Here is a 26,663-nt window from a genome sequence, read left to right as displayed (position 1 = left end):
TGATCAATTCTTCCTAAGTAAAAAGATCGAAATTATCGAAAAATTTTTACCGGGTTTTATTTTCCAGTCGTGGACAGAAATCGGGTAGGGGGCTACCCATTAGTTGAGTAGCCGACCTCCCACACCACCGTACGTACCGTTCGGTATACGGCGGTTCCTTAGTTCACGCAGTCACTTGTCGATAATAATCTGAGAAGAAAAGAAATCCGAGGCCTTTAATGGTGTTGTTATCGAGGGCTTTCGCGAGGATGGGGCTATTGGAGATTCTCCAGTAGCTCTTTCTTGTATTTGCGTATTCCCATGCCTTGAACTTTGGGATTCCAAACGAGATCAGCTTTTCGAATTTTGTCCTTATTCGTTTCCATTGTTTCCAGTAGATCATTCGAATCCTTCTTCTCATCCATTCATCCGTTGTTTGGAGCAGGTTCTTCATATCCGCAATCTTGAAGTAGTTGACCCATCCCATGATATAGCGTCTGAGCCTTTCGGCTCTCTCTTCATTTCCCATGCCATTGCTTCTTGCGGTTAGTTCCTTCACTCTTGTTTTCATTTTGGCGATGGATTTGGGATGGATGCGGACTTTCACTTGCCCTCGTTGGTTGTAGAATGAGAATCCCAGAAACTTCACTCGAATGGCTAGGTCCACCACGGTTTTCTCCCGATTTACTTTTAGGAACAGCTTCTTTTCAATGTAGGGGAGAATGTTGGTTAGTGTCCGTTCGGCACTTCGTCTGCTCTTGCAGAAGATGAGTAAATCATCTGCGTATCGCACAAACTTGTGTCCTCTCTTCTCCAGCTCCTTGTCCAACTCATTCAGCATGATATTACTGAGAATTGGACTCAGATTCCCGCCCTGCGGTACGCCGACTTCTGTTTCCTCAAACTTGTGCTTCACGACAACTCCTGCCCGAAGATATTTATGAATTAGTGAAATGACTCGTCCGTCCTTAATCGTTCTTGAGAGTACTTCAATGAGCTTGCTTTGGTTGACGGTGTCAAAGTATTTCTCTAGATCCATATCCACAACATAGCGGTAGCCTTCCTGAATATATTGCTGGCTGCGCCTTATGGCTTGGTGGGCACTTCGTTTGGGTCGGAACCCGAAGCTGTTGTCCGAGAACTGTTGCTCATAGATCGGCGTGAGCATTTGTGCAATTGCCTGCTGGATTACTCGATCAACCACCGTTGGGATGCCCAGGTTTCTTTTCTTTCCGTTCTCTTTTGGGATTTCTACCCTTCGAACGGGATTTGGGCGATATCTGCCCGCCAGGATTTGTTCCTTGATGGTTTCACCGTTTTCTTTGAGATATTGTAGAAGTTCATCTACGCCCATCCCGTCGATTCCGTGTGAACCTTTATTCGCTTTGACTCTTTTGAACGCTTCGTTCAAATTGTCTCTGCTTATGATTTTCTCAAGTAACCTTTCCTTCGACTCGTTTGCGTTGGTGTCGTCGGTTTCAGCTATCCTCTCAGGAACGTGCACTCCCGCATATCCTTCGTGTTCCGCACTATTCTTTTGCGGTGAGCCTTCCGTTGGAAGTTGGCTGCCCTTATCTCCTGTTTCGGTAACATTCATTGACGACCACCTCCTAAGGTTCAGCCCTTCCCTCAAGCCGTCGACTGCTCGAGGTACTATGGCGTCTGCTGACTTCTCATGATAAATCTTGTTTCAACCGTGATTCGAATGTCATCTTCTCACGTCCATGAGACCTCCCACGGTAAGACGACTCACTTTCCTCCCATATACCCGCATCATTTACACCGGAATGTCCGTGTAGTGTATTGGACTTTGCTTTGTCTCGCAAGCTTGTCCCATTCCATATGCCTGATGATGTTCGTGTTCCTCGGGCCGGGATTTTGCCTCCAGCTTCCTTCAGATTCCACCTCACGGTGGACACCCTTGCTCTTGGCTAGTGGTTGGCCACTACCAGCCCCCACAGCGGACTTTCACCGCCTAGTTAGTCGCCATGCGTGGCGCACAAGGAAGGAGGCTGCCCGTGTGGGGCAGCCTGAAAGGAAAGATACCGGCGCTTACACCGGATATACCGGATGTTTGCGGTCGGAAAAATGCTGTTGTTTCTCCGCGTAGACGGCGAAGCGGCCGATCAGCTCGCGGCGCAGCTCATCCGGCGGGATGATCGCATCGACGATGAGATTGGAGGCGAGCAGGTAGATATCGATGTCTTCCTGATACTCCTGCCGCTTCTGCTGGATAAATGCCTGCCGCTCCGCGGGGTCTTCAATCGCCTGGATTTTGTTGCTGTAGACCGCATTGACAGCGGCCTCGGGGCCCATGACCGCGATTTGCGCACCGGGCAAGGCGAGGCAGGCATCCGGCTCGAAAGCGGAGCTGGCCATCGCATAGAGTCCGGCCCCGTAGGCTTTGCGGACGATCACCGAAATCTTGGGCACGGTCGCTTCCGCCATCGCCGAGATCATTTTGGCTCCGTGGCGGATGATGCCGGCCCGCTCGACAGCCGTGCCGATCATAAAGCCCGGCACGTCCGCCAGGAACAGCAGCGGAATCTGATAAGCGTCGCATAGTGTGATAAAGCGGGCTGCCTTGTCGGCGGAATCGACAAAGAGAACGCCGCCTTTGACCCGCGGCTGATTGGCCACGATGCCCACCGGTTTGCCGTCCATCCGCGCCAGCCCCGTGATCAGCTCCTGGGCAAACAGCTTCTTCACTTCAAAGAACGATCCCTCGTCCACCAGGGCGTCGATCAGCTCGTACATGTTGAACGGTGCATTCTGATTTTCCGGTACGATTTCTCCGATCCTTTTTGCGTCCGGCTTGGGCGCTTTCGGAGCCGCGACCGGCGGTTTGGCTGTGTAGTTGGCCGGAAAGTACCCGAGGTAACGGCGTGCTTCGGCAATCGCCTCCTCTTCATTGGCGGCCAGCACGTCTCCGCAGCCGCTGACCGAGCAGTGCATGCGCGCGCCGCCGAGCTCCTCCAGCGTCACCTTTTCCCCGATGACCATCTCCGCCATCCGCGGCGAGCCGAGATACATGCTGGCGTTTTTATCCACCATGATCACGATGTCGCAAAAAGCCGGGATATACGCGCCGCCGGCAGCGGACGGGCCGAACAGAATGCAGATTTGCGGAATTTTTCCCGACAGCTTTACCTGATTGTAGAAAATCCGCCCCGCCCCGCGCCGTCCCGGGAACATCTCCAGCTGATCGGTGATTCTCGCGCCGGCAGAATCGACGAGGTACAAGAGCGGCACCCGCATTTTTTCCGCCGTTTCCTGAATGCGAATGATTTTCTCTACAGTTCGAGCTCCCCAGGAGCCTGCTTTGACAGTAGAATCATTGGCCATCACGCAGACGGTCTGCCCGTTTACCTTCCCGATCGCCGTCACGACACCGTCCGCCGGCAGGTCGCCTGCCATGAAGTTGGCAAACAGACCGTCCTCCAGGTGAAATTCGTCGTCAAACAGCAGTTTCAGTCGATCCCGGACAAACAGCTTGTTCTGCTCTCGCAGCTTGGCGTGATATTTTTCGTCGCCCCCTCTTTCCACCTGGGCGATCCGTTCTTTCAGCATCTCTTCTGCATGTTTGCTCATGGGTGTCACTCTCCCTCCTCTTATTCCCCGCGATAGACGGGTTTTCGCTTCTCTTTGAACGCCGCCAGCCCCTCCAGCCGGTCACGTGTCGGAATCAGCACTTGGTACGCATTGCTTTCGATGGCAAGACCCGTTGCCAAATCCGCTTCGAGGCCGTGATCGATGGCAAATTTGGCCTGCGCCAGGGCGATCGGCGCATTGGCGGCTATCTCCTCCGCCAGCGTCAGCACGCTTTGCATAAGCCGCTCCGGGGCTGCGACCCGGTTGACCAGCCCGATTGCCAACGCTTCGTCCGCCGCTACCCGCCGGGCCGTAAAGATCAGCTCCTTGGCCAGGCCTTTGCCGATCAGCCGGGGGAGCCGCTGCGTCCCGCCCGCTCCGGGGATGATCCCGAGAGAGGTCTCGGTCAATCCCATCTGCGCCGTCTCGCTCATCACCCGCAGATCGCAGGAGAGGGCGAGCTCTGTGCCGCCGCCGAGCGCAAGACCGTTGATCGCGGCGATCACCGGCCTCGGCAGCTTCTCCACTTCCGTAAAGGTGTCCCGGATCGTGCGGATGTAGTGCTGCACCTCCTGATCCGACATCGAGCGCCGCTCCCTGAGGTCGGCCCCGGAGCAAAACGCCTTTTCTCCGGCGCCAGTGATCACCAGCACCCTCACCTCGCGATCGGCAGTCACTTCCGCAATGATTTTTCGCATGGACACCAAGGTATCCAGGTTCAAGCAGTTATAGACGTCCGGGCGATGAATTGTCAGCACGCCGACAGACCCGTCTCTTTGAAACAAGACCGTCATGTTCTCCCTCCCGTATCTTCCGTCACATCCGGCATACTCTCCCCGGCACAGCCGCGTCAGCCTTTTTGGGCGAGAGCGGCCTGCAGAACCTTGGAGGGCAGGGGGCGCCCCAGCAGTTCCTGCATGTAGGCACCCGCCTCGGTCAATTTGACCAGATCGATTCCCGTCTGGTAGCCCATCCCGTGGAGCAGGTAGACCAGATCCTCCGTCGAGATGTTGCCTGCCGCTCCGGGCGCATAGGGACAGCCGCCCAGTCCGCCGATGGAGCTGTCAAAGGTGCGAATTCCTTCCTCCAGGGCCGCCGCGACGTTGGCGAGGCCGGTGCCGCGCGTATCGTGAAAGTGACCGGCCAAGCGCTCAGTCGTAACATCTTTCACAAGCGCCGCAAATACCTCGTGTACCTGTCTGGGTGTCGCGACCCCGATCGTATCTCCGATCGACACTTCGTAGACGCCCATCGCGACCAGCTCTTCGGTCACGCGGCGGCTGCTGTCCAAGGAGACCTCCCCTTCATAGGGACAGCCAAATACCGTCGACACATAGCCCCGGACGCGCATGCCCAACGCCAGCGCTTCCCTGGTTGTCTCGCGCAGCACGGGGAACGTCTCCGCAATCGTTTTGTTGATGTTTTTCAAATTATGCGTCTCCGAGGCGGACATGAAGACCGCCACTTCCGTCAGCCCGCACTCTCTGGCCCGCTCCAGTCCTTTGAGATTGGGCACCAGCGCGCTGTACCTCACGCCGGGGAGCTGCGGCAGGGCGCGGCATACTTCTGCCGCATCCGCGAGCTGAGGGATCCAGCGGGGATTGACAAAAGAGCTGGCCTCCACGCGCTGAAGGCCCGCCTCTACCAACCGTTCGATCAGCCGGATCTTGCCCTCCGTGGGGATCATCTCTTTTTCATTTTGCAATCCATCGCGCGGTCCGACTTCAACGACCTGTACCTGCATGATCTCTCCCCCTCGCCTAGCGGGCGCTCAGTTTTGTGGCAGCATGCGATTATTCCAGGACGATGATAACATCTCCGTCATTGACAAAATCACCGCTGTTTACCTTGATCTCCGCTACGACACCGGCTCCTTCCGCCTGGACCGGCACTTCCATTTTCATCGATTCCAGCACGCAGACATCTTGCCCCGCCTGTACTTGATCGCCTTTCTGCACGAGGATGTTAATAACTGTACCTGCCATGGAAGCTGTAACATTTTTCATCTGGATCGCACTCCTTAGACTGATTTTTGTTTCCGTTCCTGGATGAATCGAGTGGTGTAGTCTCCCTTCTGGAAGCGCTCATCCTCCAAGACCTCCAGGAGGAAGGGGATGTTGGTTTTGATGCCTGTAATGATAAATTCCCGCATGGCCCGCTTCGCCAGCTCGATCGCCTCGTCCCGGGTCGCCCCAGATGCGATCACCTTGGCGATCATCGGGTCGTAGAACGGGGTTACCTGCGTCCCGGTCTCCACGCCGTCATCGATTCGCACACCCTCCAGCTCAGGGGCTTGATACAGGGTGATGGTGCCGGGTGATGGCATGAACGTCACCGGATCCTCGGCGTAGACGCGCAGTTCGATCGCATGCCGGATCGCCTTGATCTGCTCCTGCGCCAGCTCCAGCTTTTTGCCTCTGGTGATGTCCAGCTGCATTGCGACCAGGTCAAGTCCGGTCATCTCTTCGGTGACGGGATGCTCTACCTGCAGCCGCGTGTTCATTTCCAAAAAGTAAAACTGCTTGTTGCCGTCGACGATGAACTCGACGGTCCCCACGCCGGTGTAGCCTACGGCCCGGGCTGCCTGTACGGCCGCCGCACAGAGGCGCTCCCTGGTATCCTGATCGAGGAAGGGCGAAGGGCTTTCCTCCAGGACTTTTTGGTGTCTTCTCTGAATCGAGCACTCTCTCTCCAGAATATGCATAACGCCTCCGTGCATGTCTCCGGCGATCTGCACCTCGATGTGGCGGGGCTGATCGACGTAGCGCTCGACGTACATGGCGTCATTGCCGAAGTATGCTTTCGCTCGTCCCTTGGCCGATTGGTAGGCCTGACGCAGCTCCTCTTCATGATGGCAGACCTGCATCCCGATCCCGCCTCCGCCCGCACTGGCCTTCAGCATGACCGGATAGCCGATCTGGGCGGCCATTGCCGCTGCCTCGTCGGCGCTTTGAGCAGGCTCGTCGCAGCCGGGCACAATCGGCACCCCTGCGGCCTTCATGACCTGGCGTGCCGTCAATTTATCCCCCATCTGGGCAATCACCTCAGGGGTGGGACCGATGAAAAGCAGCCCTTCCTCGAGGCAGCGGCGAGCGAACGCGGCATTTTCCGACAAGAGTCCATATCCCGGGTGGATCGCATCTGCGTGTGTCTCTTTGGCCGCCTTCATAATCGCGTCAACATTCAGGTAACTGTGCGGCACCGGCGGAGGACCGATATGTACCGCCTCGTCGGCTTCGCGGACAAAGGGCAGGTCCTTGTCTGCATCGGAGTATACGGCTACCGTGCTCACTCCCTGCTCGCGGCAGGTGCGTATAATCCGCCGGGCAATTTCGCCGCGATTGGCAATCAATACTTTACGCATGGCAACGCTCCTCTCCCTGGCCAATCGACCGCACTTTGAAAACGCTTGCAACTTGTCCGGGCGATCGCCAAAATGATTTTCCTACTCTCTATTTTGCCATGAGAAATGACATAGTTCTAGGATGAAATTAAAAAATATTCCATCAGATGCAAAACATTTTCCCCCCGGACAGGTTTCCTGAAGAAAAAGCGCTTGCATGTAACCTTTTCGTGTATAATGGGTGATAGGTTAATGGAAAGGCATAGAGCGTGAGAGGAGTGGCAACTCATGTATGAGGTAAAACGTTTAAACATCAACTACAAAACTCTGGAGGAGTTTCAGAGATTTCGCGAATTTGGCCTGGAGGAGCTTTCCATGAAGGAGGACCTGGAGGCGAACATCGTGGAAAACGACTCCGAATCTCCCTTTTACGGCATTTATGACAATGACTTCCTGATCGCCCGGATGAGTCTCTACAAAATCGACGGGAAGTACGACCGTTATTTCGAACCGGCCCAGGATTACTACGAGCTGTGGAAGCTCGAAGTGCTCCCGGACTACCGCGGCAAAGACTACGGCACCGCTCTGGTGAACCACGCCAAGAGCTTTGGCGCCCCGATCAAGACCAATTCCCGCTGCCGCGCCGACCAGTTCTGGCTGAAAATGGGCTTTACGCCGGTGAAGTACAACCCGATGCGGGACCGCGGAGAAAACCCTTACGTGTGGCTGCCGGAAGGCGTCGGTCTCCAAGACTAAGCAAAAAAGAAGCGGGCACGCGCACCCGCTTCTTTTTCTATTTTTCCACCCTCTCCAGATTTCCATTTTCATCCATCTTGAAGATAGCTCTGGCAGGCTCTTCTTCCTGCAAGAACGCCAGTTTTCGCGCACGCTCCATGATCTGAACCAGCGCTTTGTAATCCTCGTTTACGCCCCGCGTCTGTTCCAGTTCTTTTTGCAGCTTGTCATGCGCTTCTTTCAATTCTTTTAACTCCCGATTCTTTCCTTCCAACTCTTGTTCAAGCTGTCGCATCCGGCGAATCCACTCTTTTTGGTTCGTCAGAATGCGGATGACGGATTCGATATGCTCTTCTTCCGGCGTATGGAATGGGTTTCCGGCAGAATCGGAAGCCGAAACGGAAACGGGCGGTTGTGATCTCCTGAGAAGATGTGTTTCTTCGCTGCTTCCCGTCTGTACAGAGGAAAGCCGTCCCATCTTTTTTAACTGTTGCCGCTGGTTTTTGGCGATCGCGATCGCGGCGTCGTACCTCTTGCGCACACAACTGTTCCAGCGAAAACCGCAAGCGGCAGCAGTACGCCCCAGGCGTTGACCAACCTCTTCAAAAGCAGCCAGTTGGGTGCCGCCCTCGCGAATATGGCGTAGGGTGACTTCCGCCAACACCAGATCGTCATCTTCAGTCCATGCGTCCTGTCTGGAAGCTACCATGTATGAAGTCCCTCCCGTAACCTTTAAAAGGATGATGTACTCCATCCTATGCTTTTCCCTACTCTTCTAGAATCGTTTTCTATCAGAAAACTTGACTCCGCCCTATTGCTGGCGAAAAGTCCGATTCCTGCACGATAGGGCCCAGTTTATGATTCCTATCGACCTAGAAAAAGTATGTCCAAGCGTATAATTCTTTAAACAGAAGGGAGATCAAACAGGCAGCGATCTTCTCATTTTTGTAAAAATTTTTCTACCAGCCGTACTTGCTCCTCGTTCCCCCACAAGTCGGAGCACTGGCTGACTTCCCGCTCGATACGTTCGGCGAGCGGAATGCCGGCGCGCTTCCAGCTCAGCATCCGCATGTACGCCTCGATGCCGCTAAGCGGCTGGGCCGCGATCGCTTTGGCAAAAGCCTCCGTCTCCTCCCGCAGGCGATCCGGCGGAAAGACGCGATCGACAAGCCCCACCCGCAGGGCTTCCCCGGCACTCAGCTTTTTCCCGGTCAAGAGCAGAGCGAGCGCCTCGGATTCCGGCAGCTTGTCCAACAGGCGCGAACCGCCTCCCCAGCCTGAGGTAATATGAAGCCCAATCTGGACGAAGCCCAATTTCGCTGTCTCGCTGGCATAGCGAAAATGGCAGGAGATCGCAAATTCGCTGCCGCCTCCAATCGTATGCCCGTTGATCATCGCGATGGTCGGCTTGGGGCAGTTGGCGACGGCATTGAGCAGGCTGGCTATCTTGCCCAGTATGGGCAGCGCCTGCTCTCGTCCGCGCGCAGCGATAAACTGCGCGAGATCCCCACCCGAGACGAAGCTGTCGCCCTCTCCGGTAAAGATGATCGCCTTGCATGCGGGATCGGCTGCGCACTCCCCAATCGCCTGCAGCAACTCATCCGCCATCTCCAGGCTGATCGCATTATGTACTTTCGGGCGGGCAAACGTAATCGTTGTCACGCCCTCGTTTTTTTCAACGCGAATAGTCTCCATCGTGTCCATCCTCCGCCTTTTCTTTTGGTTTCATTGTATACGGCCGCTGGCAAAGAAAAAAGAGAAGGGTTGGCCCCCTCCTCTGTTGTGGTTCATGATATTGTCAGCCGAGCAAGTTTTTCATGGCCGACTGGTTAAAGCCGACAATCAGATTTTCGCCGTCTGTCAGGATCGGCCGCTTCAGGAGCTGCGGCTCTTCGCTGAGCAATTCCAGCAGTTCGCTGACCGACATTTCTTCGATATCGACATCCAGGTTTTTGAAGCGCTGGCTGCGAGTCGACAGGATTTCATCCAGTCCGTTCGTCGTCATTTTAATGATCTCCAGCAGCTCTTCGGAAGTCGGCGGATTTTTAAACAAATGCCGCTCTTCGTAATGCACCCCGTTTTCTGCCAGCCATGCTTTGGCCTTGCGACAGGAGGTACAGCTCGGATACGTAAAAAACGTCAGTTTTTGGGTACGGGTACGCTCTGCTACCGCCATTGTTTCACCCTCCATCTCACTCTATCTCTGAATTAGCTATCGAAAAGTAAGCTAATAAAAAATCCTTTTCTACTTTGGATTATAAATGCGGTATTAACACTATGTCAATAGTATTAAATCTAAAAAATACGATATGATCTGGCGGCAATCGACAGCGGTAAAGCGCCCAATGGCACACTCCTGCACACTCTTGCCTTAACATTCGACGAAAAATCGGATACACTGATCATAATTTGTGTAAGGAAAGGGGGGAACGTTATGGAATGCGACGCACAGAAACTGACCAGCGCTTTAGCGGATTCCACCCGTTTTTTGATCTACCAATACGTGTCCAACAGCCTTGAACCCGTCACCGTTCAAGAGGTAGCCGAACATTTTTCGATCCATCCCAACGTTGCCCGCCTCCATCTGACGAAGCTGGAAGATGTTCGTCTTCTTAGTTCCTCCTCTGACAAGAGCGGGAAGGGCGGACGGCCCAGCAGGCTGTACTCGCTGTCTGATCAAGTCGTCAGTCTGCAGTTTCCTCCCCGTGACTATCGTCTGCTCGCAGATATTGCCATAGAAAGTCTGCTCTCCCTGGGCGAAGCCGGCGAATCCGCCCTGATTAACATGGGGCACCGGATGGGTACAGAGATGGCGAAGCGCGCCATGAAGGAGTTCCCTTTTGACGAGGCCACCGCCTCGCTGGAAGAGAAGCTGGACCACATCAACCGCCTCGTGATCGCCCAAGGACTGAAGCCGGAAATCGAAGCGATTACGGAAGATGAATTGCGCTTCCGTGTGTACAACTGCACTTTTTCGGAAACGGCCAAGCGCTTTCCCAATTCGGTATGCAAGATGCACAACGCCCTGTTGACCGGAATATTTGAGACATTCTTCGGGAACATTGAGTTACGGGAAGATGACTCGATGCTGAATGGCTGCCGTTCGTGCAATTACACGGTTGTCCGGCTGCCCGTCGCCAATCGTCCGCAGCCTCAGGAAACATAATCGAGGAAGCCTTTTCCGCTTCCTCTTTTGTTTCGTCACATGTATAGTCAAAAAACCGTCATACCTTTCCGTTTACACGCCCCCCTGTGTCCGATATAATGGGGGAGGAATCTTGTAAATATTGCCGACCTGTTGCAAAGGAGGGATTGCAGATGGATCGTATGTATCGCGTACTTGGCTTCTGGACCATTGTTATCGCGCTGATGGCGTTCTGGGCCCAATTGTACCCGATGGCTCTGTTGTTCTTCGGCCTGACCGCATTCTTCGTAGCGCTGAGCTACATGAATCTGACCGAGCGGGCATATCTGAACATTTTCTTCGGATTTATGTTCGTATCGTTTGTGGGTTTTACATACTACACATTCTTCGTAATGCCTGTAGGACCACAAGAGCACTCTCTGGTGCTGCAAACACTTCTGTAAGAAAAAAGATGCTCACATGTGAGCATCTTTTTTTTGTTACAAACGCTTATCGATCTTTCCAGCTGCCGCGCTGAAAACGGAACCCGTCCCGCGGCACATCTCCCTTCGCCTGGACCAGCACGCGAAACAATCCGCCCAGTCCTCCCGAGTAGATCAGCTGTTGAATCGCCCGATTCCGCTTCATCGCCTCGCTCGTAAACGGGTCTCTGTCATTGTGGGCGACTGCTTTTTCTAACAATCCGCTGTTCATCAGGAAGCGGTCCTGCCGCAGGTAGGCCAGCTTCGCAAAGCCTGTCTCCTCTCCCGCCCGGATCAGTTCGGAAAAATTCACGTGCGCGGTCATATCCTGCTCCCCCACGCGGATATAGGGATTGTCATCTGCCTGATGGCGGTAGTAGCACATCAGCGTCCCTCGTTTGCGGCTGGGATGGTACAGATCTTCCGCCAAATCGCCGTAATCGATGGTGATCATGTAGCCGTCGGCAAGCAGCGAAGTTAGCTGGGCATAGGTCTTTTCGATTTCCAGGTTGGCCTCCACCCGCATGCCCCGGGGAAGCCCTTGATCGATCGCTTTCAGATAGCGGGCCAGCTCCGCTGAAGGCTCTCTCCAGCACTCCGTCAGGCCCTCTGCACTTTTTTCCACCCAGATCTCCCGCCAGCCATCCGCCGTTTTTTCCGCGCGATGGACCGGGAAAGCGTCCAGCCATTCGTTGGAGATGATGACCCCCTGGACGCGCTCCGCCTTAGCCGCAGCCTCCAGGCTTTCATAGCTTTTCACGGGAATCTCCCATTTGGCGAGCGCTTCCTTTTGCAATTGGCGATGGTAAGGGCTTGCCTCGATGATGATGACAGAGACGGCGGCAAACAGCGACGGCGCCGCCTCTTTTACCCGCTGGAGGATGCCTTGGGAAAGCGATCCGGTTCCGCCGCCAATTTCGATCAGGACCGGGTGGGACCAGCTTCCCGCCGTCCACATCTCCACCGCGACATCCGCCAGGGTCTCTGCAAATACAGGATGGACCGAAGCACTCGTAAAGAAGTCCCCTTCCTTGCCGATTTTGGGCCGCTCCGACGGATAATAGCCCCCCTCGGGGTCATACAAGGCCAGCTCCATGAAGCGAACAAACGGGATCGCCCGCTCGGGATGATTCTCGATTTCCTTGTAAATTCTGGATATGATGGTCATCTTCTCTTCTCCTGCTATCCAAATTCAGTTAATTAAGGCTATAATACGATAAGAGAACATACAATGTGGTGAGAGCGTCTTTGGCTTTTTGCTCCAATCACGCTGGGATACAAAAGGTGAAGAAATGCGTAAAATCGTACTCGCATTACTACTGCTTGCCCTCGTTCCCCTGACGGCATTCGCCGAGCCGCTTCCTCCCTTGGAGCAATTGATCCTGCAGCAGCATTTTACCCAAAAAGAGCTGGAGCGGACGCTGGGGCTGATCAAGCAAGAGGAGAGCAGACTGAGCGGCGAGATCGCCCGTCTCGATCTGGACATGCAACGTCAAAAGCTCGTCATGGAAGCGATGAGACGGCATGCCGGTGAAGTAGCCCGAGCCTATTATACCGGAGAGCGCGCCACGCTGCTGACCCTGCTGTTTAATACCGAAAATTTCAACGATTTCCTGCTCATGTTCGATTTTTTGCAGCTCCTGTACGAGCGGGACATGCAGCGACTGGAGAAATTCCAGGAAGAGCGCGTCAAGATGGAGTCGCTCCAGGCAGACAAGCTGAACCGGCTGACGGCCCTGCAGGACTTGAAAAAGAGTTATGAGAAGCAGCTGGCGGAAATGCTGGCCATCCAGGCTGAAAAAGAGCAAAATTTGCAAAAAGTGGGCGATGCGACCAGCGTTCAGTCGCTGATGGACCACCTCATCGTGGATTGGCGCGAGCGCGGCCTGCCGGCTTTCCAGACCTTTTTTAGCCAACTCTCTACGGTCATGTTCCAGGTTCCAGAACTGGCTACGCCGGAGAGAATTCAATCAGACGGCCTGTTCCTTCATACGCTGACGATCAAGCAGGATGAATTCAATCAGTTTCTGATGACCAAGGACAAATTGTTCCAAAACTCGGAGTTTCGCTTCGAAAATGATCAATTGATCGTCGAGGGCACCTATGATCACATGCAGATCAAGCTGGTGGGATCGTATGAGCTGGTTTCGCCGAAAGAGTTGAAATTTCGCATCCATGAATTGTATTTCGACGGCTTCGCCCTGCCTTCCTCCACGATCGAGGAAATGGATCAGGCCTATGACTTTGGCTTCTATCCGGAGCTGATCTCGCCGAACATCCAGGTACAGGGAATCAGCATGGCAAACGAAGAGTTGAAGCTGCAGCTAAAAATTAACTTTCCCTTTGGATTTGGACAAAAGTAAGGAAAAAAAGGCCAGCAAGCTAGCTGGCCTTTTCCTGCTTCTGGAGCGAGTCCAGATGAAGTTTCATTTCCTTTTCCAAGCGGTGAAGCGTGTTCAGGACTTCTTTGGTCAGTGCCGGGTCCTTTTGGCCTTGCTGGACGGCGGCCAAGGTGAGAGAAACGGGATAGATGACATACTGACGTTTGCCATTTTTCCGATAATAATGAACATACGTAGGAATCCACTCTGCTTCTTCGAAACTTGCTTCCCCATTCTCTCCCTTGTGCAGGGTCAGCTTCAAAATGACGCCGACATCTTTGTAATCGCGCCGCTGCGCGGAGATGAAATTGCCCAGCGAATAGGCGATCAGACCGTTGTGGCTCATCCCGCTTTCCAAGGTAACGGTTTTCCACTCATACGGCTGTACGACGTGCGGATGTGCTCCCAAAACCAGATCGGCCCCGTACTGGATGCAGAGACCGGCGATCTCCCGCTGCGCAGCGCTCGGCTGCCTCTGGTATTCATTGCCGAAATGGAGGGCGACCGCCACCAGATCAACTCCCGCCTCTCTCGCTCTGGCAATATCCGCCTTGATCAGAGCGGGGTCGATCAGATTGACCAGATACGGCTTTCCTTTTGGGATGGGAATGCCATTCGTCCCGTAGGTGTAGGCGATCAGCGCCAGCGTAAAGCCATCTTTCGTCAGCAGCAGGGGCTGGTTGCGGCTCGCCTCATCGCGAAACGTCCCGGTGTGCTGAATGCCTGCGCGATCCAGCGCTTCAATCGTGCGCAGCACCCCCGCTTCCCTGCGGTCTAGGGAGTGGTTGTTGGCTGTCGTCAGTGCGGTAAAGCCCAGCTGTTTCAAGGTATCCGCCAGCGAATCCGGGGAGTTGAACATCGGGTATCCGGTGTACTTCAGCTCCGCTCCGGCCAGCGTCGTCTCCAGATTGCCGATCAGCCAGTCCGCTTCCTGAAAGATCGGAGCGACCTGGTTGAAAAAAGGAGCGAAGTCGTAGTTCGACCCGTCCGGCAAACGGGCAGCCTCCAGCTGCTCGTCATGAACCATGATGTCTCCGACCGCCATCAAGGTAATGCGCTGTTCCGGAAACCGGGAGGGCGGCGGCTCATGCCCTCCCGCTCTTTCCGCTGACGGGAGCGGCCCCCCTTCTGCCGGCGGCGGCTCGCGTCCCGCTTCGGTATCAGACGTGACAGGAGATGCGGCGGGAGTTGCAGCGGATGTCGGCACGGATGGCGCCACTGCGGCGGGCGGATGGGGCGTTCCTGTTGACGGAGCGCAGCCCCAGACTCCCCACGCCAGCGCGATACTCAGTGTAAAAGAGGTGTACTTGCTTCTCATCGAAGCATACCGGTTACAAACGGGTTAAACGTTTTTTCGGTGTCAATCGTCGTCTTCGGGCCGTGTCCCGGATAGACGATCGTCTCATCATCCAGCTCAAACAATTTGTCCTGGATGCTGATCATCAGTGTCTCAAAATCACCGCCGGGCAGATCCGTTCGGCCGATGCTTTGCGCAAACAGCACATCTCCGCCAAAGCAATGGCGTCCAATGACAAACGAACAGCTGCCTGGAGAATGGCCGGGCGTATGCAGCACGCGGATGGAGAATCCAGCCAGCTCCAGCGTCTGCCCGTCGGCCAGCTCGTGTTCCGCCCGCTGACAGATGATCGGTTCAGGCAGGTTCCAACGGCTGGATCCATTGAGATCGGGATCGGTCAGCCATTCCTGCTCCAGTGGGTGAATGTATACGGGAGCATGGGTCAGCTCCCTTACTTGGTTCAGGCCGCCGATATGGTCCAGATGAGCGTGGGTGAGCAAGATGGCCGCTACCTTTTTGCCGGCCAATTTTCGCAGCAGCGGTTCCGGTTCCATCCCTGGATCGATGACGATGGATTCTCCCGTTTCGCTGTGGGTCAGGATATAGGCATTGGTCTGAAACGGCCCTAAAGCCATACTCTCCACTAGCAGATTATCTTTCATGTGAAACCTCCTTCTCTCTTGTGTTACGATGAATCAAAACGACAAAATGAGGTGTATCCATTGAAGCGGATGTTTGGGATCGAGATGCAGCAGGCGCCGGGAAAGCTTCCCGGTTTCTATGCTCAAGTCATACATAAAATTGGAGATCATGTCAATGTATATGACCGTGATGAGCAGCTCTTGATCGTCGAAAACGAGCAAGAGCGGGACAAGCTGATCGAAATTCTGGAGAAAGCCTCGATGCTGGGCGAAGAATTCCCGTTGTGGCTCCTTCCTGCAAACGCCGAGATGGCCGACCTGGACGCGGTCGGTTTTGAAAGCCAAGACGGCCATCTTTATGTATATGCAGACCGGGTGGCAGCTTTTACGCTGGATCCAGCCATAGGGGCGGAGCGGGACCGCTGGGCGGCGCTGGAACAGATGAAAGAGTCGATTCTCGGACGCATTCCGGCCGCTGCCGCCTCTGACACCTGGTACCTGATTGATTCCGAGCAGGACCAGCTGATGCTGGGAATCGCCAAGGCCTACGGCGTGCAGCTTCATTTTTTTGCTGAATAAGCGGCGCGCTCTATTCTACCGTGTCAAATCGGTATCCGATCAGCTGGTTGTCATGCAGCCGGAGCAACAACTTATATTTGCTGCCCTGCAGGGTGATTTCCTGACTTTGTCCCGCTGCTTGTCCGTACAGCTGCTGAATTTTTTCCGGGCCGTCGTATGCGGCCAGACCGCGGTTAGTGGCAAACGCCGCCGCCTTTTCACGCGGGATGCCGCCGACCACGATGGAATGGAGCACTCCCTGCTTGACGGTCACCATCAGCTGTGTCTCGTCGACCAGGAGCAGGCCCATGACCATCGTTCCGGCTCCGGCAGCGAGCTGATCGGCCGTATAGCTTTCCCGGGTGACTGCATCCATGAAATCGGCCTTTGTCGGCTGGAGCTGCTCCATCGCCTCTTTGATATTTTGACCCAGGTAGATTCCCCGGATGCCGTACTCTTTGGGGTCTTCCGGATCAAAAGCCGCCGCCAGGCCATTTTCTCCGGACGGCGAACTGCATGCCTGCAGCAGCCATACAGCTGCCAGCAACCAGATCGCCACTCGCACATATCTCGTCATCATCGCCGTTCTCCCTTTTTTCTGGTGAATAGTTGTCCATATTTTATCTTATCTTACCGGGATGGGAGAGGACAATAGAGGGCCGCGCAGCACATTTGAATGTTTTCTTCTTCCATTTTCTGCGGTAACATGACGAATAGGACGTTATTTTTTGGAGGGGTGTACGACTATGGATTACGGTTTTGTTTGGCAACAGTATGAATTGATTCGCGGACTCACGCTTAGCGGCATGCAGGAGATTTCAGAGGCGCAGGCGGATATCGTGCCGGAAGGTTTTTCCAACAACTTGCGTTGGAATCTGGGCCATATTCTGCTCAGCCAGGATGCCCTCCTCTATGGTCCGACCGGGATCAAAGTCCCTTCCTCCTACGGGGCCCTTTTTTCCCCTGGAACCAAGCCGGCCGATTGGCAGGGAGAGGTCCCCAGCCTGGAGACGCTGAGCCAACAGCTGCAGGAGCAGACAGCCCGCATCAAGAATGATTTTGCAGACCGCCTGCAAGAGAAGCTGCCCACTCCGTTTAGCCTGAGGGGCAAAGCGCAGATCGATACATTTGGAGAAATGCTTCTGTTTACGCTCTACCATGAAGGCATGCACAGCGGCATTATGAGTCAATTGAAAAAAGCGGTGAACCGCCAAGCGTAAGGAACATCAGCGAACAGTCCGGAGACCATGCCGGGCTGTTTTTTCTTTCCTGAAATGGAAAAACCGCTCCCATCAGGGGAGCGGCCGCGTCGAGCCCTTTGCTATGGGGTGATACCGATCAGTCTCTTTGGCTCTTCAACCTCCGTAACAGAGTTTGTGTTACCTAAAGAGTACGGTTTCCGCCAGTTCGACTACTGTCGAATGCTTGATCATGACCATCCACGGTTCTTCGCCTCCTGCAAGGCTATTTGCCGGTTTGATTCATGGATCACTGGGCTCGACACCTATATCTTTACCCCTTTTCCTGTTCTTATTCGGCCTACAGCAAATCCGCAGCCAGCTGGGCCAGGACACTCCTCTCCCCTTTTTCCAGGCGAATATGGCCGGCCAGCTTTTGATCCTTGAACATCTCCACGACATAGGTCAGTCCGTTATTGCTCTCGTCCAGGTAGGGATGGTCAATCTGTTCCGGATCGCCCATCAAGACGATCTTGGAGCCCTCCCCTACCCGCGTAAGGATCGTTTTTACTTCATGCTTGGTCAGATTCTGGGCCTCATCGATGATGATAAATTGTCCGGGGATGGAACGGCCGCGAATGTACGTCAGGGCCTCTACCTGAATACTTCCCATTCCGGCCAGGATTTTGTCCAGATCCCCGGAGCGCTTTGTATTGAACAAATATTCCAAATTGTCATAGATCGGCTGCATCCAGGGCCGCAGCTTTTCTTCCTTTTCCCCGGGAAGATAGCCGATGTCCTTGCCCAGCGGCACGATCGGCCTGGCTACCAGCAGCTTTTTGTACGTCTGCAGGTCTTCGATTTGCAAAAGGCCCGCCGCCAGTGCGAGCAATGTCTTTCCCGTCCCGGCTTTCCCGGTCATGGTGACCAGGGGGATATCCTCCCGCAAAAGCAGTTCGACTGCCATCTTTTGCTGAACGTTTCGCGCCCGAATGCCCCACATGGGATCGTCGTCGGCGAGCAGCATCTCCAGATTTTTTCCCTCTGTATCCACCTTCCCGATCGCGGAGATCGACGGATTGCATTCATCCTTCATGACCAGAAACTGGTGCGGATAGAAGCGTTGCTGGGGAAAGCTGGTTTGCAGGGGGAGCCTGCGATTGGCGTAGTAGCTCTTGATGATGTCTGGAGCCACCTGCAGCTTATGGTAACCGGAGTAGATATGGGAATGTTCTCCGACCACCCGATCTGACAGAAAATCTTCGGCGATCAGCCCGAGCGCATCTGCTTTCACCCGCATCAGTGCATCTTTGCTGACGAGTATGACGGGCCGCGGATGAGGCGATACATTTTCTTCTTCCTGCAAGTTCAGCGCTACTGCCAGAATCCGGTTGTCATTGGTAATTTCCGTAAATTGCTTTTGCAATTTGGAGAGGGAGGAATGGTTGAGCTCCACCCGGAACAGCGCTCCCGTTTCCAACATAATTCCTTGATGCAGATGCCCCCATTCGCGAAAGCTGTCCAACAATCTTGATACATAGCGGGCGTTGCGGCCAATCTCGTCCATATAGCGCTTTTTGGAGTCAATTTCTTCCAACACCACGGCGGGTATGACGATTTCGTTGTCCGCAAAGGAAAACATCGCCCGTGGATCTTGCAGGAGTACGTTGGTGTCCAGAACGTAGATTTTCTTCAAAATCTCGCCTCCTATTACCCATCTGATATACCCTATGCAATTTTGGATGGGATGCTCTGCCGCTGGCGACGTGATGTACTACAGTGTATGACAGTGCCAGAAAAGATAGACGGCGCTCGGAATGAAAAGTGGGACAGGAGAACACAATACGGGTAATCATCTCTTTTCTGCGCAAACATCTTGAGCATGCATCTTTTAGGTAAAGGAGAATGACCGTGAAACGGACAATGATACTCGCGCTTGGTGTCAGCCTGCTCTTCACCGCATGCAACAACGCCAACAAGCCCCCAGCCAATCAAGCCGCTCCGCAGCCCGGCCAAACCGCCAACGAGACTCAGCGTGTGAAACAGACCGCGCCATCCCCCGCCTATGACCAGTCGCCGCAAGCGACGGCAGACCGCTTGGTGCAGCTGGCGACGCGGGTGCCCAACGTGACTGACGCGACTGCCGTCGTCATGGGCAAATGGGCCGTCGTCGGGATCGACGTGAACGCACATCTGGATCGTCCGGAGGTAGGCGTGATCAAATATACGGTCGCGGAAGCACTTAAGGAAGATCCCCAAGGAGCCGCTGCCCTCGTCACCGCCGATCCGGATATCGTGCAGCGCCTGCGTGAAATGGCGGCCGATTTCCGCAATGGACGTCCCGTCGCCGGTGCTGCGGAAGAGCTGGCGGACATCGTCGGCCGCATCATCCCGCAAGCTCCCCGTGATGTGCAGCGGCGGGAAGAGACGCCCAATCGGCAAAATGAACAGCGCATCAATAAAAGCGGCAAGGCAAAGCCCGAGGGCAATCAAAAAATCCCTGTCAATCGGCCCTGAAACGAAGAGGCATTCCCCGGTTACACCCCGGAGAATGCCTCTTTGCCGTCTTCGTATGCGTGTGTCACCTGCGGCACGTAAAGTTCCAAACCTTGCAGGGCTTGCTCCAGATCGCGAATCAGATCGTCGGCATCCTCCAGCCCGGCCGACAGCCGGATCAGCCCCTCGGTGATGCCCCTCGTCTCTCTCTCCGCCTTGGGCATCGCCGCGTGGGACATGCCAGCCGGATAGGAGAGAATCGTCTCCACGGCGCCCAGACTAACCGCCACGATCGGCAGCGTGACCCGGTCAAACAGCGCCTTCGCCCGCTCCCGGCTGCCCACATCGAACGAGAGGACAGCCCCGTGCCCGCTCGCCTGACAGGACTGGAGCTCGTGGCCCGGATGATCCTTAAGCCCCGTGTAATACACCTTGGTCACAGCCGGATGGTGGCGCAGCCAGCCCGCGATCTGTTCCGCCGTCCGGGTACTGACATCCAGGCGGGCTTTCAGCGATTTCAGACCGCGCATCACCAGCCAGGAATCCTGCGCTCCCAGTACGGCCCCCATGCCATTTTGGATAAAATAGAGCTGTTCCCCCAGGTCATTGTCTTTCGTCACCGCCAGGCCGGCTACCACGTCGCTGTGCCCGCCGATAAACTTGGTGGCCGAGTGGATGACGATGTCCGCGCCCAGCTCCAGCGGACGTTGGTAATAGGGGGTCAAAAACGTGTTGTCGACGATGACCAGCAGGTCAAATTTTTTCGCCAGCCTGCATACCGCAGCAATATCCGTCACTTTCAGAGTCGGATTGGAGGGTGTCTCCAGGTAAATGCCCTTCGTCCGCGGCGTGATCGCCTCCGCCACTCGATCTACGTAAGTGGTATCGACAAAGGTGACATCGATATTCATGCGGGACAGCACCTTGGTCAGAAAACGGTAGGTCCCTCCGTACACATCTTCGGCCACGATGACGTGGTCGCCCGCCGAAAAGAGCATGAAGACGCTGGAGATGGCCGCCATACCGGAGGCGAAGGCAAATCCCCGCTCTCCCCCCTCCAGCACCGCGATCGCTTCTTCCAGAGCCTGACGGGTGGGATTCCCCGATCGCGCATAATCATAGGCTCCCGGCCGGTCCAAATCGGCCTGGTGAAAGGTAGAGGCCTGATAGATGGGCGTCGAGGCCGCCCCGGTGACAGGATCGAAACAAGAGGTTCCGTGCAGCAGCTTGGTTGCAAATTTCATCGGGTACACTCCCCTGCGATCAGGCTCAGGGTGGCGTCGAGCGCCTGGCTGATATCCGCGATTAAATCTTCGGGATGCTCGATCCCGACCGACAGCCGCAGCAGCCGATCGCATACGCCCACGTACTCGCGAATCTCCTGCGGGATATCGGCATGGGTCTGGGTGGCCGGGTAGGTGCACAGCGACTCTACGCCTCCCAGACTCTCGGCAAAGGAGACGATCCGCAGGTGCTCCAGGAAAGGAGCCACCTGTGCGGCAGAGCGCACCCGGAATGATACCATGCCGCTGTAGCCGCTCGCCTGCCCGCTCTGAATCTCATAGCCCGGATGGTCGGTCAGCCCCGGATAAAAGACCTCTGCCACGGCGGGGTGCTCCCGCAGTTTTTCCGCGATCGCCAGAGCATTGCTCTGATGCCGCTCCATGCGCAGGGCGAGGGTTTTCATCCCTCTGAGGAGCAGCCAGCTGTCCTGCGGACCGAGGACGGCGCCGATGGAATTGTGCAAAAACCGAACCTTTTCAGACAACTCCGCTCCCTTTGTCACAATCAGGCCCGCCAGCACGTCATTATGCCCGCCGAGATACTTGGTGGCGCTGTGCAGCACCAGATCGGCCCCCAACTCCAATGGCCGCTGACAGTAGGGTGTCATAAACGTATTGTCGACCAGTGTGAGCAGCCCGTATTTCTTTGCGATGACCGAGACAGCCCGGATGTCGGTAATCTGCATCAACGGGTTGGTCGGCGTTTCGATAAACACCGCTTTTGTCTCCGGCCGCACGGCATCCTCCAGCGCTCGCAGATCGCGCAGGTCCACGTAGCTGAACTGCAGGCCGTAACGGGTCAGGACCTGCTCGAACAGACGATACGTGCCCCCGTACAAGTCAAGCGACACGATCAGGTGATCTCCTTTGGAAAACAAGCCCATCACGGTGTGAATGGCGGCCATGCCCGATGCACAGGCAAAGCCCGCGTCGCCGCTCTCCGCTTCGGCGATGGCTTCCTCTACGACCGTTCGCGTCGGATTGGCCGTTCGTGCATAGTCATATCCTGTACTCTGCCCCAAAGACGGGTGACGATAGGCCGTCGCGTAATAGACGGGAAAGCTGACTGCGCCGGTCGTCCCGTCGCGTCCCACTCCCGCTTGAACCAGTTTGGTTTCTACATGCATCTTTCTCTCTCCCCTCCCATGTTGAACGAGGGCATGAAAAAAGCCCCCTTTTCCTCTGAAAAGAAGGCTTTGTTTACGTCGCCGTAAGCAAACCCTTCTCATCTTTCAGAGCAAAACATCGCTCTGCAGGAATTAGCACCGTATTGTCCTGCTCATACAAGGATCACAGGAAAATTGGTTGCCGGGCATCATCGGGCCAGTCCCTCCGCCACTCTGGATAAGAAGTTTGCTATTCATTTGATTGATCCTAATACTACCGGAAAAAATAAGAAACTGTCAACTTATTTCTTTTTGCTGCTGTCTACTTTTATTCAGCCCCGCGCAGCGCGGTCATCACCTGATTGTCCAGCTTGGCCGCCGCATTTTTGTCATACGTTTTTTCATACTGGGGTTCCACAGAGATACGCGAGCCGTAGAACATGACATCGCGTACAGCTTCAATCGTCACTTCCACCATCGCCAGCTTCAGCGGAACATTCTCCATCCGTTCGGTTTTTACGACCGCCCGGCCATTGATCGCGTAGGATGAACCGGCGCCGATCAAGTGCAGAACGACTTGCGGCTGTTTGGCAATATTGGCCAGGATGCGCGAGCGATTATCGACCGCAAACCGGATGACTTGCGGGGTAGCCGCGTATGTCCAGGAAAGCGAGCTGAGCGAAGGAGCTCCTGACTCGTGGTCAATCGTACCCAGCGTCACAAAGCGCTCCTGTTGCAACAGCCCAAACAATTCCTCCGAAAGTGTCTGGGATACAGTCTCAGCCATTCCGAAGCCTCCTCGTCATAAAGTAATGTCATGTCTATTGTACCTGTCAGGGTAACGATAGGCAAACCTTTCCGGTCCCGCTTGATTCTTGCCCTCATTTTCCCTAGACTGTTAGATACTTGGAACAACAGATGACAGGAGGAGATTTTCAGATGCAGACTACCCCTGTGGACCGCCTGTTAGAAAAGATCGATCAACTGCTCGCCGAATTGCAGGAAGTGCGCAAGCTAAACGAGCGCATGGACAAAATCGCCCTGTTTTTGGAGGATATTCGCCTGGCTGACGTGATTCAAAATTATACAGCCCCGCGCAAGCTGCTTGTCACGAATTTCCTCGCAGGCTTGGCACGGGGCTTGGGACTGACGATCGGAACAGCCATTGTACTCGCCCTGCTGGGCTCCGTCCTGAGCAAATTCTTCGCTGTCCCCATTATCGGCGACTACATTCGCCAAATTGTTGACTACGTAGCCGGTTATTACGGTCAGCCTTAGTCGTCATCCCGTTCATCGTCACGGTCATCGTCGCCGTGATCATCATTGCCGTGTTTTTTCCAATAGCCGTAGGCATTGCCGTTTGGATGCTTCTTCTCTTTGCCCTTGCCCTTTTCCTCCCCGTTAACCGGTGTGCCATGAGGGATGTCGGCAGTCGCGACAGTCTTGCCGTCGATCACCAGTTCCAGACGGACGGATTTGGCGCTGTACGAACGGTTTTTGTACGACAGCTTTGCCTCAAACTCGCCTTCGTCATCCACCTTCACTTCATGTCTGTTTCCGTCTGGCGCAATCACGTATAGCTTCGCCTTCTTGTTCTTGGCGTAGCCGCTTACTTTTCCTTCTACTTCGATTTCCTTGTCTTTGGCATCCAGCTTGGCTTTTCCGGTGATCGTGTACGTGTCAGGCTTGGCCGGATCTGGTTTGGACCGTTTTTCCTCTTTTCCGGTTACAACCACTTCCACCCACTCAGAATCCAGTTTTTTGCCGTCCTTGTACACTTCGACCAGGACTTTTCCTTTGCCCGCTACGGCATCTTTGAAGGTAACCGAGTAGGAACCGACGCCTTCCCACAGCTTTTTCACCCCGGCCCCTCTCGTTTCGCCGTCATAGGTGACGACTACCTTGCCATGTTCGGTATTTACGACCCCGTTTACTTTCAGTTCGCCCTTGCTTTTATCCAGTACGGCCTGGGTATGAATGACTACGTCGCTGTCCACCACTGTCCCGGTATTCACTTGCACCTCACGCGTGTCAACCAGTTTGTCGTCGACATACGCCTTCACGGTAGCGTACTTGGGGGTGGCACTGACGACGGCCGCAAAGCTCACGGTAAAGGTATCTTTGGCCGTCGGCACGACCTCGATCGTATCGCCGTTTGGCTTGACGACCACGACTTTGGTGACGTCTTCCGTCACTTCCCCCCTCAGGTAGGTCGTGTTCTCCTTGGTTTCCGGTGTCAGGCTCAGAAAGCCTTGGTCCTCCTCGTTCAACCGCACTTCCAGGTAGATGTCGCTGTAATACTGATTGTAGATGCGGTTCCATTCCGCTTCATTTTGTTCGATAAAGGTCTGCATTTTTACGTCGAGATTCAGTTTGTCCACGACGATGTACAGATGATCGGCTTGCGTTTTCAAGAGAAGATTCAGCGTAGCCGGGTCCTTTTCCGCCAATTCTTTCAAATTGTAACGAGTGACCTGCTTGCCTTCTTCGTTCATAACGACTTTTGTTGCAGGACTGCCGCTGAGAGAACTGGCATTGGCCAGAATCGGCGCTGTGCCCCCGATAATCGTAGCGGCAGCCAATACGGCCAGAACGGGCTTTGTCATGTATTTTTTCATTATTGTCTTTCCCCTTTCCATATTTCCCCTCACTGTGTCGGGCAATCTTACAGACGGCCGACTTCCCGGAAAGGTTGCAGACTCGAAAAAATAGACAAGGTTCCCTCGATTTGTGTAGCTCTCCGGTCTCATGACAAGCAGGTCCCTCGCCCGCAGCCATCTGAGATGGGGCTTCGGGTGTAGGCGGCTTTGCTACCCGCATCTCCGGCCAGCGCAGACAGTTCTATCGGCTTGGACAGTGCCTGTGTCCCTCTGCTGACAGAACGCGAAAAGCCCTGGCACCTCCCGTGGTGACAGGGCTATTTCCCTCGCTGGCGCAGCATGGGCACCTACTGGTTATAGCGCGGCTCGCTTTGGATCGCGGCCAGGAGAGACTCCGCTTCCTCCCGGTCAAAGCGGCGGTAGTACCACTCATCCGCAAATCGGGCCGAGACGAGATAGCTATCCTCTTCCGCTCTGTAGGACAACTCCCCAGCCAGGTGATCTTCCCGCAGAATTTCCTCGAAAAAAGAGGCGGTATCGGCCGCCGAGCGATCCTCGGGCCGCGCATCCGCAACCAGTCTGATTTGCAGCCAGTTAGCCAAAGCATCTTCACGCTTCATCGGATCTTCCTCACTTTCTGGTGCTCCCGTCGGGCTTAATCCGCACCTTGACAATCACCAGGATGGCGATCGCGATCATGAGCCCGCTCTTCACAGGCAGCCGCACATCCAGAATGGCGAAAATCAAGGCGCCGACAAAGAGGAGAAGATACAGCAGGATATTCTTCAACAGGGGCATGCGTATACGGGTCGCAAAGCCCAGATAATAAACGAGAATCAACTGGATAAAAATGATCCACGTACGGGACTTGTCCGCCCACAGGCGAAAGCTGTCATACCAGGAAGGCTCCCCCGCAGAAGAAGGGGTGTATGTCGATACGAGATCAAACCACTCCACTCTCTACCCCTCCTGACCTGCCGCTGCACCGCTGCCGCGAAGCTCATGCAGATAGACCATTTCTTCTGCGTACTCACGCTCGTCGTCCACCGGCGTTTCCAGAATCACCGGAAGATGCTGCAGCTTTTCGGATACGAGGAATTTGGCCAGCGCCTTGCTGCCGATTTCCCCTTTCCCGATTTTTTCATGCCGGTCTTTGCGGCTTGCAAACGGCGCTTTGCTGTCATTAAAGTGGATCGCCACCAGATGCTGCAGATAGCCGGTCTGCTCCATCTCCTCCAGCAAGCGGTCAAACGTCTCCTCGCTCCACTCGCCTGCTGCAAAAGAGTGGCAGGTGTCAAAGCAAAAGCCGATTTTGTCCGCATTGCGTGTCGCCCCGCGGATCTCCATCAGAGAAGGGATCGTCAGGCCCAGCTCAGAGCCTTGGCCAGCCGTATTTTCGAGGAGCAGCTTGACGCTCCCCTCGTATTGGTCGAGGATCAAATCCAGCGTCTCCACCATCCGCTTGATCCCGTACTCTTCCCCTTCTCCCACATGCTTGCCGCAGTGGACGACGGCGCCGCTCGCTCCATACGCTTCGGCAATGTGCAGATCTTCCAGAATAGAACGAATCGTCACCTCTTGCAAATCTTCCTTGGGCGTCGAGAGATTCGTAATGTACGGAGTATGGCAGATCAGCTCCAAATCATGCTCCCGCAGGAGGGCGACCCCTTTTTCCGCGTCTTTGTAATCCACTTTTTTCGGGCGCAGTCCGCGCGGGTTTTTCGTAAACACCTGCAGCGATTCCGCCCCCAGCTCTACTGCCCGCAAAACAGCGCTTTCCAGTCCTTTTCCGACACTAATATGACATCCGATTTTCAATCTATAGTCACTCCCATTTTTCAGTAACATCGCCATCCATTTCACTTTATC

General features: G+C 54.9%; 29 protein-coding genes and 1 riboswitch. Of the genes, 8 read left to right on the top strand and 21 right to left on the bottom strand.

Features of this window, described 5'->3' with window-relative positions; genetic code table 11:
* Window positions 1-163: 163 nt before the first annotated feature.
* The 6 genes from ltrA to JD108_RS08425 form a co-directional block, all read right to left on the bottom strand.
* Complete coding sequence (ltrA, locus tag JD108_RS08450; RefSeq protein WP_198826346.1) at window positions 164-1,576, bottom strand: group II intron reverse transcriptase/maturase; 1,413 nt, start codon at window positions 1,574-1,576, stop codon at window positions 164-166.
* 455 nt (window positions 1,577-2,031) lie between these two features.
* Entirely contained in the window at window positions 2,032-3,570 is a 1,539-nt protein-coding gene (locus tag JD108_RS08445; RefSeq protein WP_198829392.1) for an acyl-CoA carboxylase subunit beta, read from the bottom strand.
* Between the two features lie 20 nt (window positions 3,571-3,590).
* Window positions 3,591-4,364: an enoyl-CoA hydratase-related protein gene (locus tag JD108_RS08440; protein WP_198829391.1), complete on the bottom strand. Its 774-nt coding sequence runs from the start codon at window positions 4,362-4,364 to the stop codon at window positions 3,591-3,593.
* Window positions 4,365-4,420: 56 nt separating this feature from the next.
* Complete coding sequence (locus JD108_RS08435) at window positions 4,421-5,314, bottom strand: hydroxymethylglutaryl-CoA lyase (protein ID WP_198829390.1); 894 nt, start codon at window positions 5,312-5,314, stop codon at window positions 4,421-4,423.
* 49 nt (window positions 5,315-5,363) lie between these two features.
* Complete coding sequence (locus JD108_RS08430) at window positions 5,364-5,576, bottom strand: acetyl-CoA carboxylase biotin carboxyl carrier protein subunit (RefSeq protein WP_198829389.1); 213 nt, start codon at window positions 5,574-5,576, stop codon at window positions 5,364-5,366.
* 14 nt (window positions 5,577-5,590) lie between these two features.
* A complete protein-coding gene (locus JD108_RS08425) occupies window positions 5,591-6,934 on the bottom strand; it encodes an acetyl-CoA carboxylase biotin carboxylase subunit (RefSeq protein WP_198829388.1) in 1,344 nt (447 codons plus the stop codon).
* 267 nt (window positions 6,935-7,201) lie between these two features.
* On the opposite strand from JD108_RS08425, the gene JD108_RS08420 reads away from it, so the two are divergent.
* Window positions 7,202-7,669: an N-acetyltransferase gene (locus tag JD108_RS08420; RefSeq protein WP_198829387.1), complete on the top strand. Its 468-nt coding sequence runs from the start codon at window positions 7,202-7,204 to the stop codon at window positions 7,667-7,669.
* Between the two features lie 37 nt (window positions 7,670-7,706).
* Here JD108_RS08420 and JD108_RS08415 read toward each other — a convergent pair whose 3' ends face one another.
* The 3 genes from JD108_RS08415 to JD108_RS08405 all read right to left on the bottom strand — a co-directional run bounded on the left by JD108_RS08415 (window position 7,707) and on the right by JD108_RS08405 (window position 9,824).
* Window positions 7,707-8,357 carry an RsfA family transcriptional regulator gene (locus JD108_RS08415; RefSeq protein ID WP_198829386.1) on the bottom strand — a complete coding sequence of 217 codons (651 nt, stop codon included), beginning with the start codon at window positions 8,355-8,357 and terminating at the stop codon, window positions 7,707-7,709.
* Between the two features lie 230 nt (window positions 8,358-8,587).
* Complete coding sequence (locus JD108_RS08410; RefSeq protein WP_198829385.1) at window positions 8,588-9,343, bottom strand: enoyl-CoA hydratase/isomerase family protein; 756 nt, start codon at window positions 9,341-9,343, stop codon at window positions 8,588-8,590.
* Between the two features lie 103 nt (window positions 9,344-9,446).
* Window positions 9,447-9,824 (bottom strand): Spx/MgsR family RNA polymerase-binding regulatory protein, encoded by a 378-nt coding sequence (locus JD108_RS08405; RefSeq protein WP_198829384.1) that lies wholly within the window; start codon window positions 9,822-9,824, stop codon window positions 9,447-9,449.
* A 258-nt stretch (window positions 9,825-10,082) separates the two neighbouring features.
* Between JD108_RS08405 and JD108_RS08400 the strand changes: the two genes are divergently transcribed.
* Both JD108_RS08400 and JD108_RS08395 read left to right on the top strand, forming a co-directional pair.
* The gene (locus JD108_RS08400; protein WP_198829383.1) at window positions 10,083-10,814 is read left to right on the top strand and encodes a helix-turn-helix transcriptional regulator; all 732 of its coding nucleotides are present in this window, start codon (window positions 10,083-10,085) and stop codon (window positions 10,812-10,814) included.
* A 152-nt stretch (window positions 10,815-10,966) separates the two neighbouring features.
* Complete coding sequence (locus JD108_RS08395) at window positions 10,967-11,236, top strand: DUF2626 domain-containing protein (RefSeq protein ID WP_198829382.1); 270 nt, start codon at window positions 10,967-10,969, stop codon at window positions 11,234-11,236.
* 46 nt (window positions 11,237-11,282) lie between these two features.
* On the opposite strand, the gene JD108_RS08390 is transcribed toward JD108_RS08395, so the two are convergent.
* The gene (locus JD108_RS08390) at window positions 11,283-12,422 is read right to left on the bottom strand and encodes a class I SAM-dependent methyltransferase (RefSeq protein ID WP_198829381.1); all 1,140 of its coding nucleotides are present in this window, start codon (window positions 12,420-12,422) and stop codon (window positions 11,283-11,285) included.
* Between the two features lie 124 nt (window positions 12,423-12,546).
* Here JD108_RS08390 and JD108_RS08385 point away from each other — a divergent pair, with 124 nt between their 5' ends.
* The gene (locus JD108_RS08385) at window positions 12,547-13,617 is read left to right on the top strand and encodes a coiled-coil domain-containing protein (RefSeq protein ID WP_198829380.1); all 1,071 of its coding nucleotides are present in this window, start codon (window positions 12,547-12,549) and stop codon (window positions 13,615-13,617) included.
* 19 nt (window positions 13,618-13,636) lie between these two features.
* Here the strand turns inward: JD108_RS08385 and JD108_RS08380 are convergent, their stop codons facing one another.
* The gene (locus JD108_RS08380; protein WP_198829379.1) at window positions 13,637-14,953 is read right to left on the bottom strand and encodes a CapA family protein; all 1,317 of its coding nucleotides are present in this window, start codon (window positions 14,951-14,953) and stop codon (window positions 13,637-13,639) included.
* Window positions 14,950-15,594: an MBL fold metallo-hydrolase gene (locus JD108_RS08375; protein ID WP_198829378.1), complete on the bottom strand. Its 645-nt coding sequence runs from the start codon at window positions 15,592-15,594 to the stop codon at window positions 14,950-14,952. Before JD108_RS08375 ends, JD108_RS08380 begins: the two co-directional genes overlap by 4 nt.
* 69 nt (window positions 15,595-15,663) lie before the next feature.
* Between JD108_RS08375 and JD108_RS08370 the strand changes: the two genes are divergently transcribed.
* On the top strand, window positions 15,664-16,152 hold the full coding sequence (locus JD108_RS08370; RefSeq protein ID WP_228728419.1) for a hypothetical protein: 489 nt from the start codon (window positions 15,664-15,666) through the stop codon (window positions 16,150-16,152).
* Window positions 16,153-16,162: 10 nt separating this feature from the next.
* Here JD108_RS08370 and JD108_RS08365 read toward each other — a convergent pair whose 3' ends face one another.
* The gene (locus tag JD108_RS08365) at window positions 16,163-16,711 is read right to left on the bottom strand and encodes a PLP-dependent aminotransferase family protein (protein WP_198829376.1); all 549 of its coding nucleotides are present in this window, start codon (window positions 16,709-16,711) and stop codon (window positions 16,163-16,165) included.
* Between the two features lie 166 nt (window positions 16,712-16,877).
* Here JD108_RS08365 and JD108_RS08360 point away from each other — a divergent pair, with 166 nt between their 5' ends.
* Window positions 16,878-17,351, top strand: coding sequence for a DinB family protein (locus tag JD108_RS08360; protein ID WP_198829375.1), 474 nt, complete (start codon window positions 16,878-16,880; stop codon window positions 17,349-17,351).
* 319 nt (window positions 17,352-17,670) lie between these two features.
* On the opposite strand, the gene JD108_RS08355 is transcribed toward JD108_RS08360, so the two are convergent.
* On the bottom strand, window positions 17,671-19,005 hold the full coding sequence (locus tag JD108_RS08355; RefSeq protein ID WP_198829374.1) for a PhoH family protein: 1,335 nt from the start codon (window positions 19,003-19,005) through the stop codon (window positions 17,671-17,673).
* 209 nt (window positions 19,006-19,214) lie between these two features.
* Here JD108_RS08355 and JD108_RS08350 point away from each other — a divergent pair, with 209 nt between their 5' ends.
* Window positions 19,215-19,826, top strand: a complete 612-nt coding sequence (locus tag JD108_RS08350; protein WP_198829373.1) for a YhcN/YlaJ family sporulation lipoprotein — start codon at window positions 19,215-19,217, stop codon at window positions 19,824-19,826.
* Window positions 19,827-19,846: 20 nt separating this feature from the next.
* Here the strand turns inward: JD108_RS08350 and JD108_RS08345 are convergent, their stop codons facing one another.
* From JD108_RS08345 to JD108_RS08335, 3 genes are all read right to left on the bottom strand, one after another.
* Window positions 19,847-21,049, bottom strand: a complete 1,203-nt coding sequence (locus tag JD108_RS08345; RefSeq protein WP_228728353.1) for an aminotransferase class I/II-fold pyridoxal phosphate-dependent enzyme — start codon at window positions 21,047-21,049, stop codon at window positions 19,847-19,849.
* Window positions 21,046-22,215, bottom strand: coding sequence for an aminotransferase class I/II-fold pyridoxal phosphate-dependent enzyme (locus tag JD108_RS08340; protein WP_198829372.1), 1,170 nt, complete (start codon window positions 22,213-22,215; stop codon window positions 21,046-21,048). Before JD108_RS08340 ends, JD108_RS08345 begins: the two co-directional genes overlap by 4 nt.
* A 95-nt stretch (window positions 22,216-22,310) precedes the next feature.
* A riboswitch (SAM riboswitch) is annotated at window positions 22,311-22,439 on the bottom strand.
* A gap of 83 nt (window positions 22,440-22,522) precedes the next feature.
* Window positions 22,523-22,981, bottom strand: coding sequence for a pyridoxamine 5'-phosphate oxidase family protein (locus JD108_RS08335; protein WP_198829371.1), 459 nt, complete (start codon window positions 22,979-22,981; stop codon window positions 22,523-22,525).
* Between the two features lie 152 nt (window positions 22,982-23,133).
* On the opposite strand from JD108_RS08335, the gene JD108_RS08330 reads away from it, so the two are divergent.
* Window positions 23,134-23,472: a DUF5665 domain-containing protein gene (locus JD108_RS08330; protein WP_198829370.1), complete on the top strand. Its 339-nt coding sequence runs from the start codon at window positions 23,134-23,136 to the stop codon at window positions 23,470-23,472.
* On the opposite strand, the gene JD108_RS08325 is transcribed toward JD108_RS08330, so the two are convergent.
* The 4 genes from JD108_RS08325 to JD108_RS08310 all read right to left on the bottom strand — a co-directional run bounded on the left by JD108_RS08325 (window position 23,469) and on the right by JD108_RS08310 (window position 26,612).
* Window positions 23,469-24,812, bottom strand: a complete 1,344-nt coding sequence (locus JD108_RS08325; protein WP_198829369.1) for a hypothetical protein — start codon at window positions 24,810-24,812, stop codon at window positions 23,469-23,471. The genes JD108_RS08330 and JD108_RS08325 overlap by 4 nt on opposite strands.
* Before the next feature lie 329 nt (window positions 24,813-25,141).
* The gene (locus JD108_RS08320; RefSeq protein WP_198829368.1) at window positions 25,142-25,414 is read right to left on the bottom strand and encodes a hypothetical protein; all 273 of its coding nucleotides are present in this window, start codon (window positions 25,412-25,414) and stop codon (window positions 25,142-25,144) included.
* A 10-nt stretch (window positions 25,415-25,424) separates the two neighbouring features.
* Window positions 25,425-25,751 (bottom strand): YlaH-like family protein, encoded by a 327-nt coding sequence (locus JD108_RS08315; protein ID WP_198829367.1) that lies wholly within the window; start codon window positions 25,749-25,751, stop codon window positions 25,425-25,427.
* Window positions 25,752-25,754: 3 nt separating this feature from the next.
* Window positions 25,755-26,612, bottom strand: coding sequence for a deoxyribonuclease IV (locus tag JD108_RS08310; protein ID WP_198829366.1), 858 nt, complete (start codon window positions 26,610-26,612; stop codon window positions 25,755-25,757).
* Window positions 26,613-26,663: the final 51 nt, after the last annotated feature.

The sequence above is a fragment of the Brevibacillus composti genome (assembly GCF_016406105.1).
In the GTDB taxonomy this organism is placed as follows: domain Bacteria; phylum Bacillota; class Bacilli; order Brevibacillales; family Brevibacillaceae; genus Brevibacillus; species Brevibacillus composti.
The sequence above is the reverse complement of the archived record's forward strand: the minus strand, read 5'-3'. Positions and strand labels throughout refer to the sequence as shown.

Excerpts from the sequence above, each read along its gene's own strand:
- JD108_RS08360 (WP_198829375.1), top strand. The coding sequence starts at position 16,878 with ATGGATTACGGTTTTGTTTGGCAACAGTATGAATTGATTCGCGGACTC.
- JD108_RS08410 (WP_198829385.1), bottom strand. The coding sequence starts at position 9,343 with ATGGAGACTATTCGCGTTGAAAAAAACGAGGGCGTGACAACGATTACG.
- JD108_RS08420 (WP_198829387.1), top strand. The coding sequence starts at position 7,202 with ATGTATGAGGTAAAACGTTTAAACATCAACTACAAAACTCTGGAGGAG.
- JD108_RS08435 (WP_198829390.1), bottom strand. The coding sequence starts at position 5,314 with ATGCAGGTACAGGTCGTTGAAGTCGGACCGCGCGATGGATTGCAAAAT.
- JD108_RS08320 (WP_198829368.1), bottom strand. The coding sequence starts at position 25,414 with ATGAAGCGTGAAGATGCTTTGGCTAACTGGCTGCAAATCAGACTGGTT.
- JD108_RS08430 (WP_198829389.1), bottom strand. The coding sequence starts at position 5,576 with ATGAAAAATGTTACAGCTTCCATGGCAGGTACAGTTATTAACATCCTC.
- JD108_RS08445 (WP_198829392.1), bottom strand. The coding sequence starts at position 3,570 with ATGAGCAAACATGCAGAAGAGATGCTGAAAGAACGGATCGCCCAGGTG.
- JD108_RS08350 (WP_198829373.1), top strand. The coding sequence starts at position 19,215 with ATGACCGTGAAACGGACAATGATACTCGCGCTTGGTGTCAGCCTGCTC.
- JD108_RS08380 (WP_198829379.1), bottom strand. The coding sequence starts at position 14,953 with ATGAGAAGCAAGTACACCTCTTTTACACTGAGTATCGCGCTGGCGTGG.
- JD108_RS08400 (WP_198829383.1), top strand. The coding sequence starts at position 10,083 with ATGGAATGCGACGCACAGAAACTGACCAGCGCTTTAGCGGATTCCACC.
- JD108_RS08365 (WP_198829376.1), bottom strand. The coding sequence starts at position 16,711 with ATGATGACGAGATATGTGCGAGTGGCGATCTGGTTGCTGGCAGCTGTA.
- JD108_RS08405 (WP_198829384.1), bottom strand. The coding sequence starts at position 9,824 with ATGGCGGTAGCAGAGCGTACCCGTACCCAAAAACTGACGTTTTTTACG.
- JD108_RS08390 (WP_198829381.1), bottom strand. The coding sequence starts at position 12,422 with ATGACCATCATATCCAGAATTTACAAGGAAATCGAGAATCATCCCGAG.
- JD108_RS08395 (WP_198829382.1), top strand. The coding sequence starts at position 10,967 with ATGGATCGTATGTATCGCGTACTTGGCTTCTGGACCATTGTTATCGCG.
- JD108_RS08340 (WP_198829372.1), bottom strand. The coding sequence starts at position 22,215 with ATGCATGTAGAAACCAAACTGGTTCAAGCGGGAGTGGGACGCGACGGG.
- JD108_RS08440 (WP_198829391.1), bottom strand. The coding sequence starts at position 4,364 with ATGACGGTCTTGTTTCAAAGAGACGGGTCTGTCGGCGTGCTGACAATT.
- JD108_RS08385 (WP_198829380.1), top strand. The coding sequence starts at position 12,547 with ATGCGTAAAATCGTACTCGCATTACTACTGCTTGCCCTCGTTCCCCTG.
- JD108_RS08335 (WP_198829371.1), bottom strand. The coding sequence starts at position 22,981 with ATGGCTGAGACTGTATCCCAGACACTTTCGGAGGAATTGTTTGGGCTG.
- JD108_RS08330 (WP_198829370.1), top strand. The coding sequence starts at position 23,134 with ATGCAGACTACCCCTGTGGACCGCCTGTTAGAAAAGATCGATCAACTG.
- JD108_RS08325 (WP_198829369.1), bottom strand. The coding sequence starts at position 24,812 with ATGAAAAAATACATGACAAAGCCCGTTCTGGCCGTATTGGCTGCCGCT.
- JD108_RS08370 (WP_228728419.1), top strand. The coding sequence starts at position 15,664 with ATGTTTGGGATCGAGATGCAGCAGGCGCCGGGAAAGCTTCCCGGTTTC.
- ltrA (WP_198826346.1), bottom strand. The coding sequence starts at position 1,576 with ATGAATGTTACCGAAACAGGAGATAAGGGCAGCCAACTTCCAACGGAA.
- JD108_RS08345 (WP_228728353.1), bottom strand. The coding sequence starts at position 21,049 with ATGAAATTTGCAACCAAGCTGCTGCACGGAACCTCTTGTTTCGATCCT.
- JD108_RS08375 (WP_198829378.1), bottom strand. The coding sequence starts at position 15,594 with ATGAAAGATAATCTGCTAGTGGAGAGTATGGCTTTAGGGCCGTTTCAG.
- JD108_RS08425 (WP_198829388.1), bottom strand. The coding sequence starts at position 6,934 with ATGCGTAAAGTATTGATTGCCAATCGCGGCGAAATTGCCCGGCGGATT.
- JD108_RS08415 (WP_198829386.1), bottom strand. The coding sequence starts at position 8,357 with ATGGTAGCTTCCAGACAGGACGCATGGACTGAAGATGACGATCTGGTG.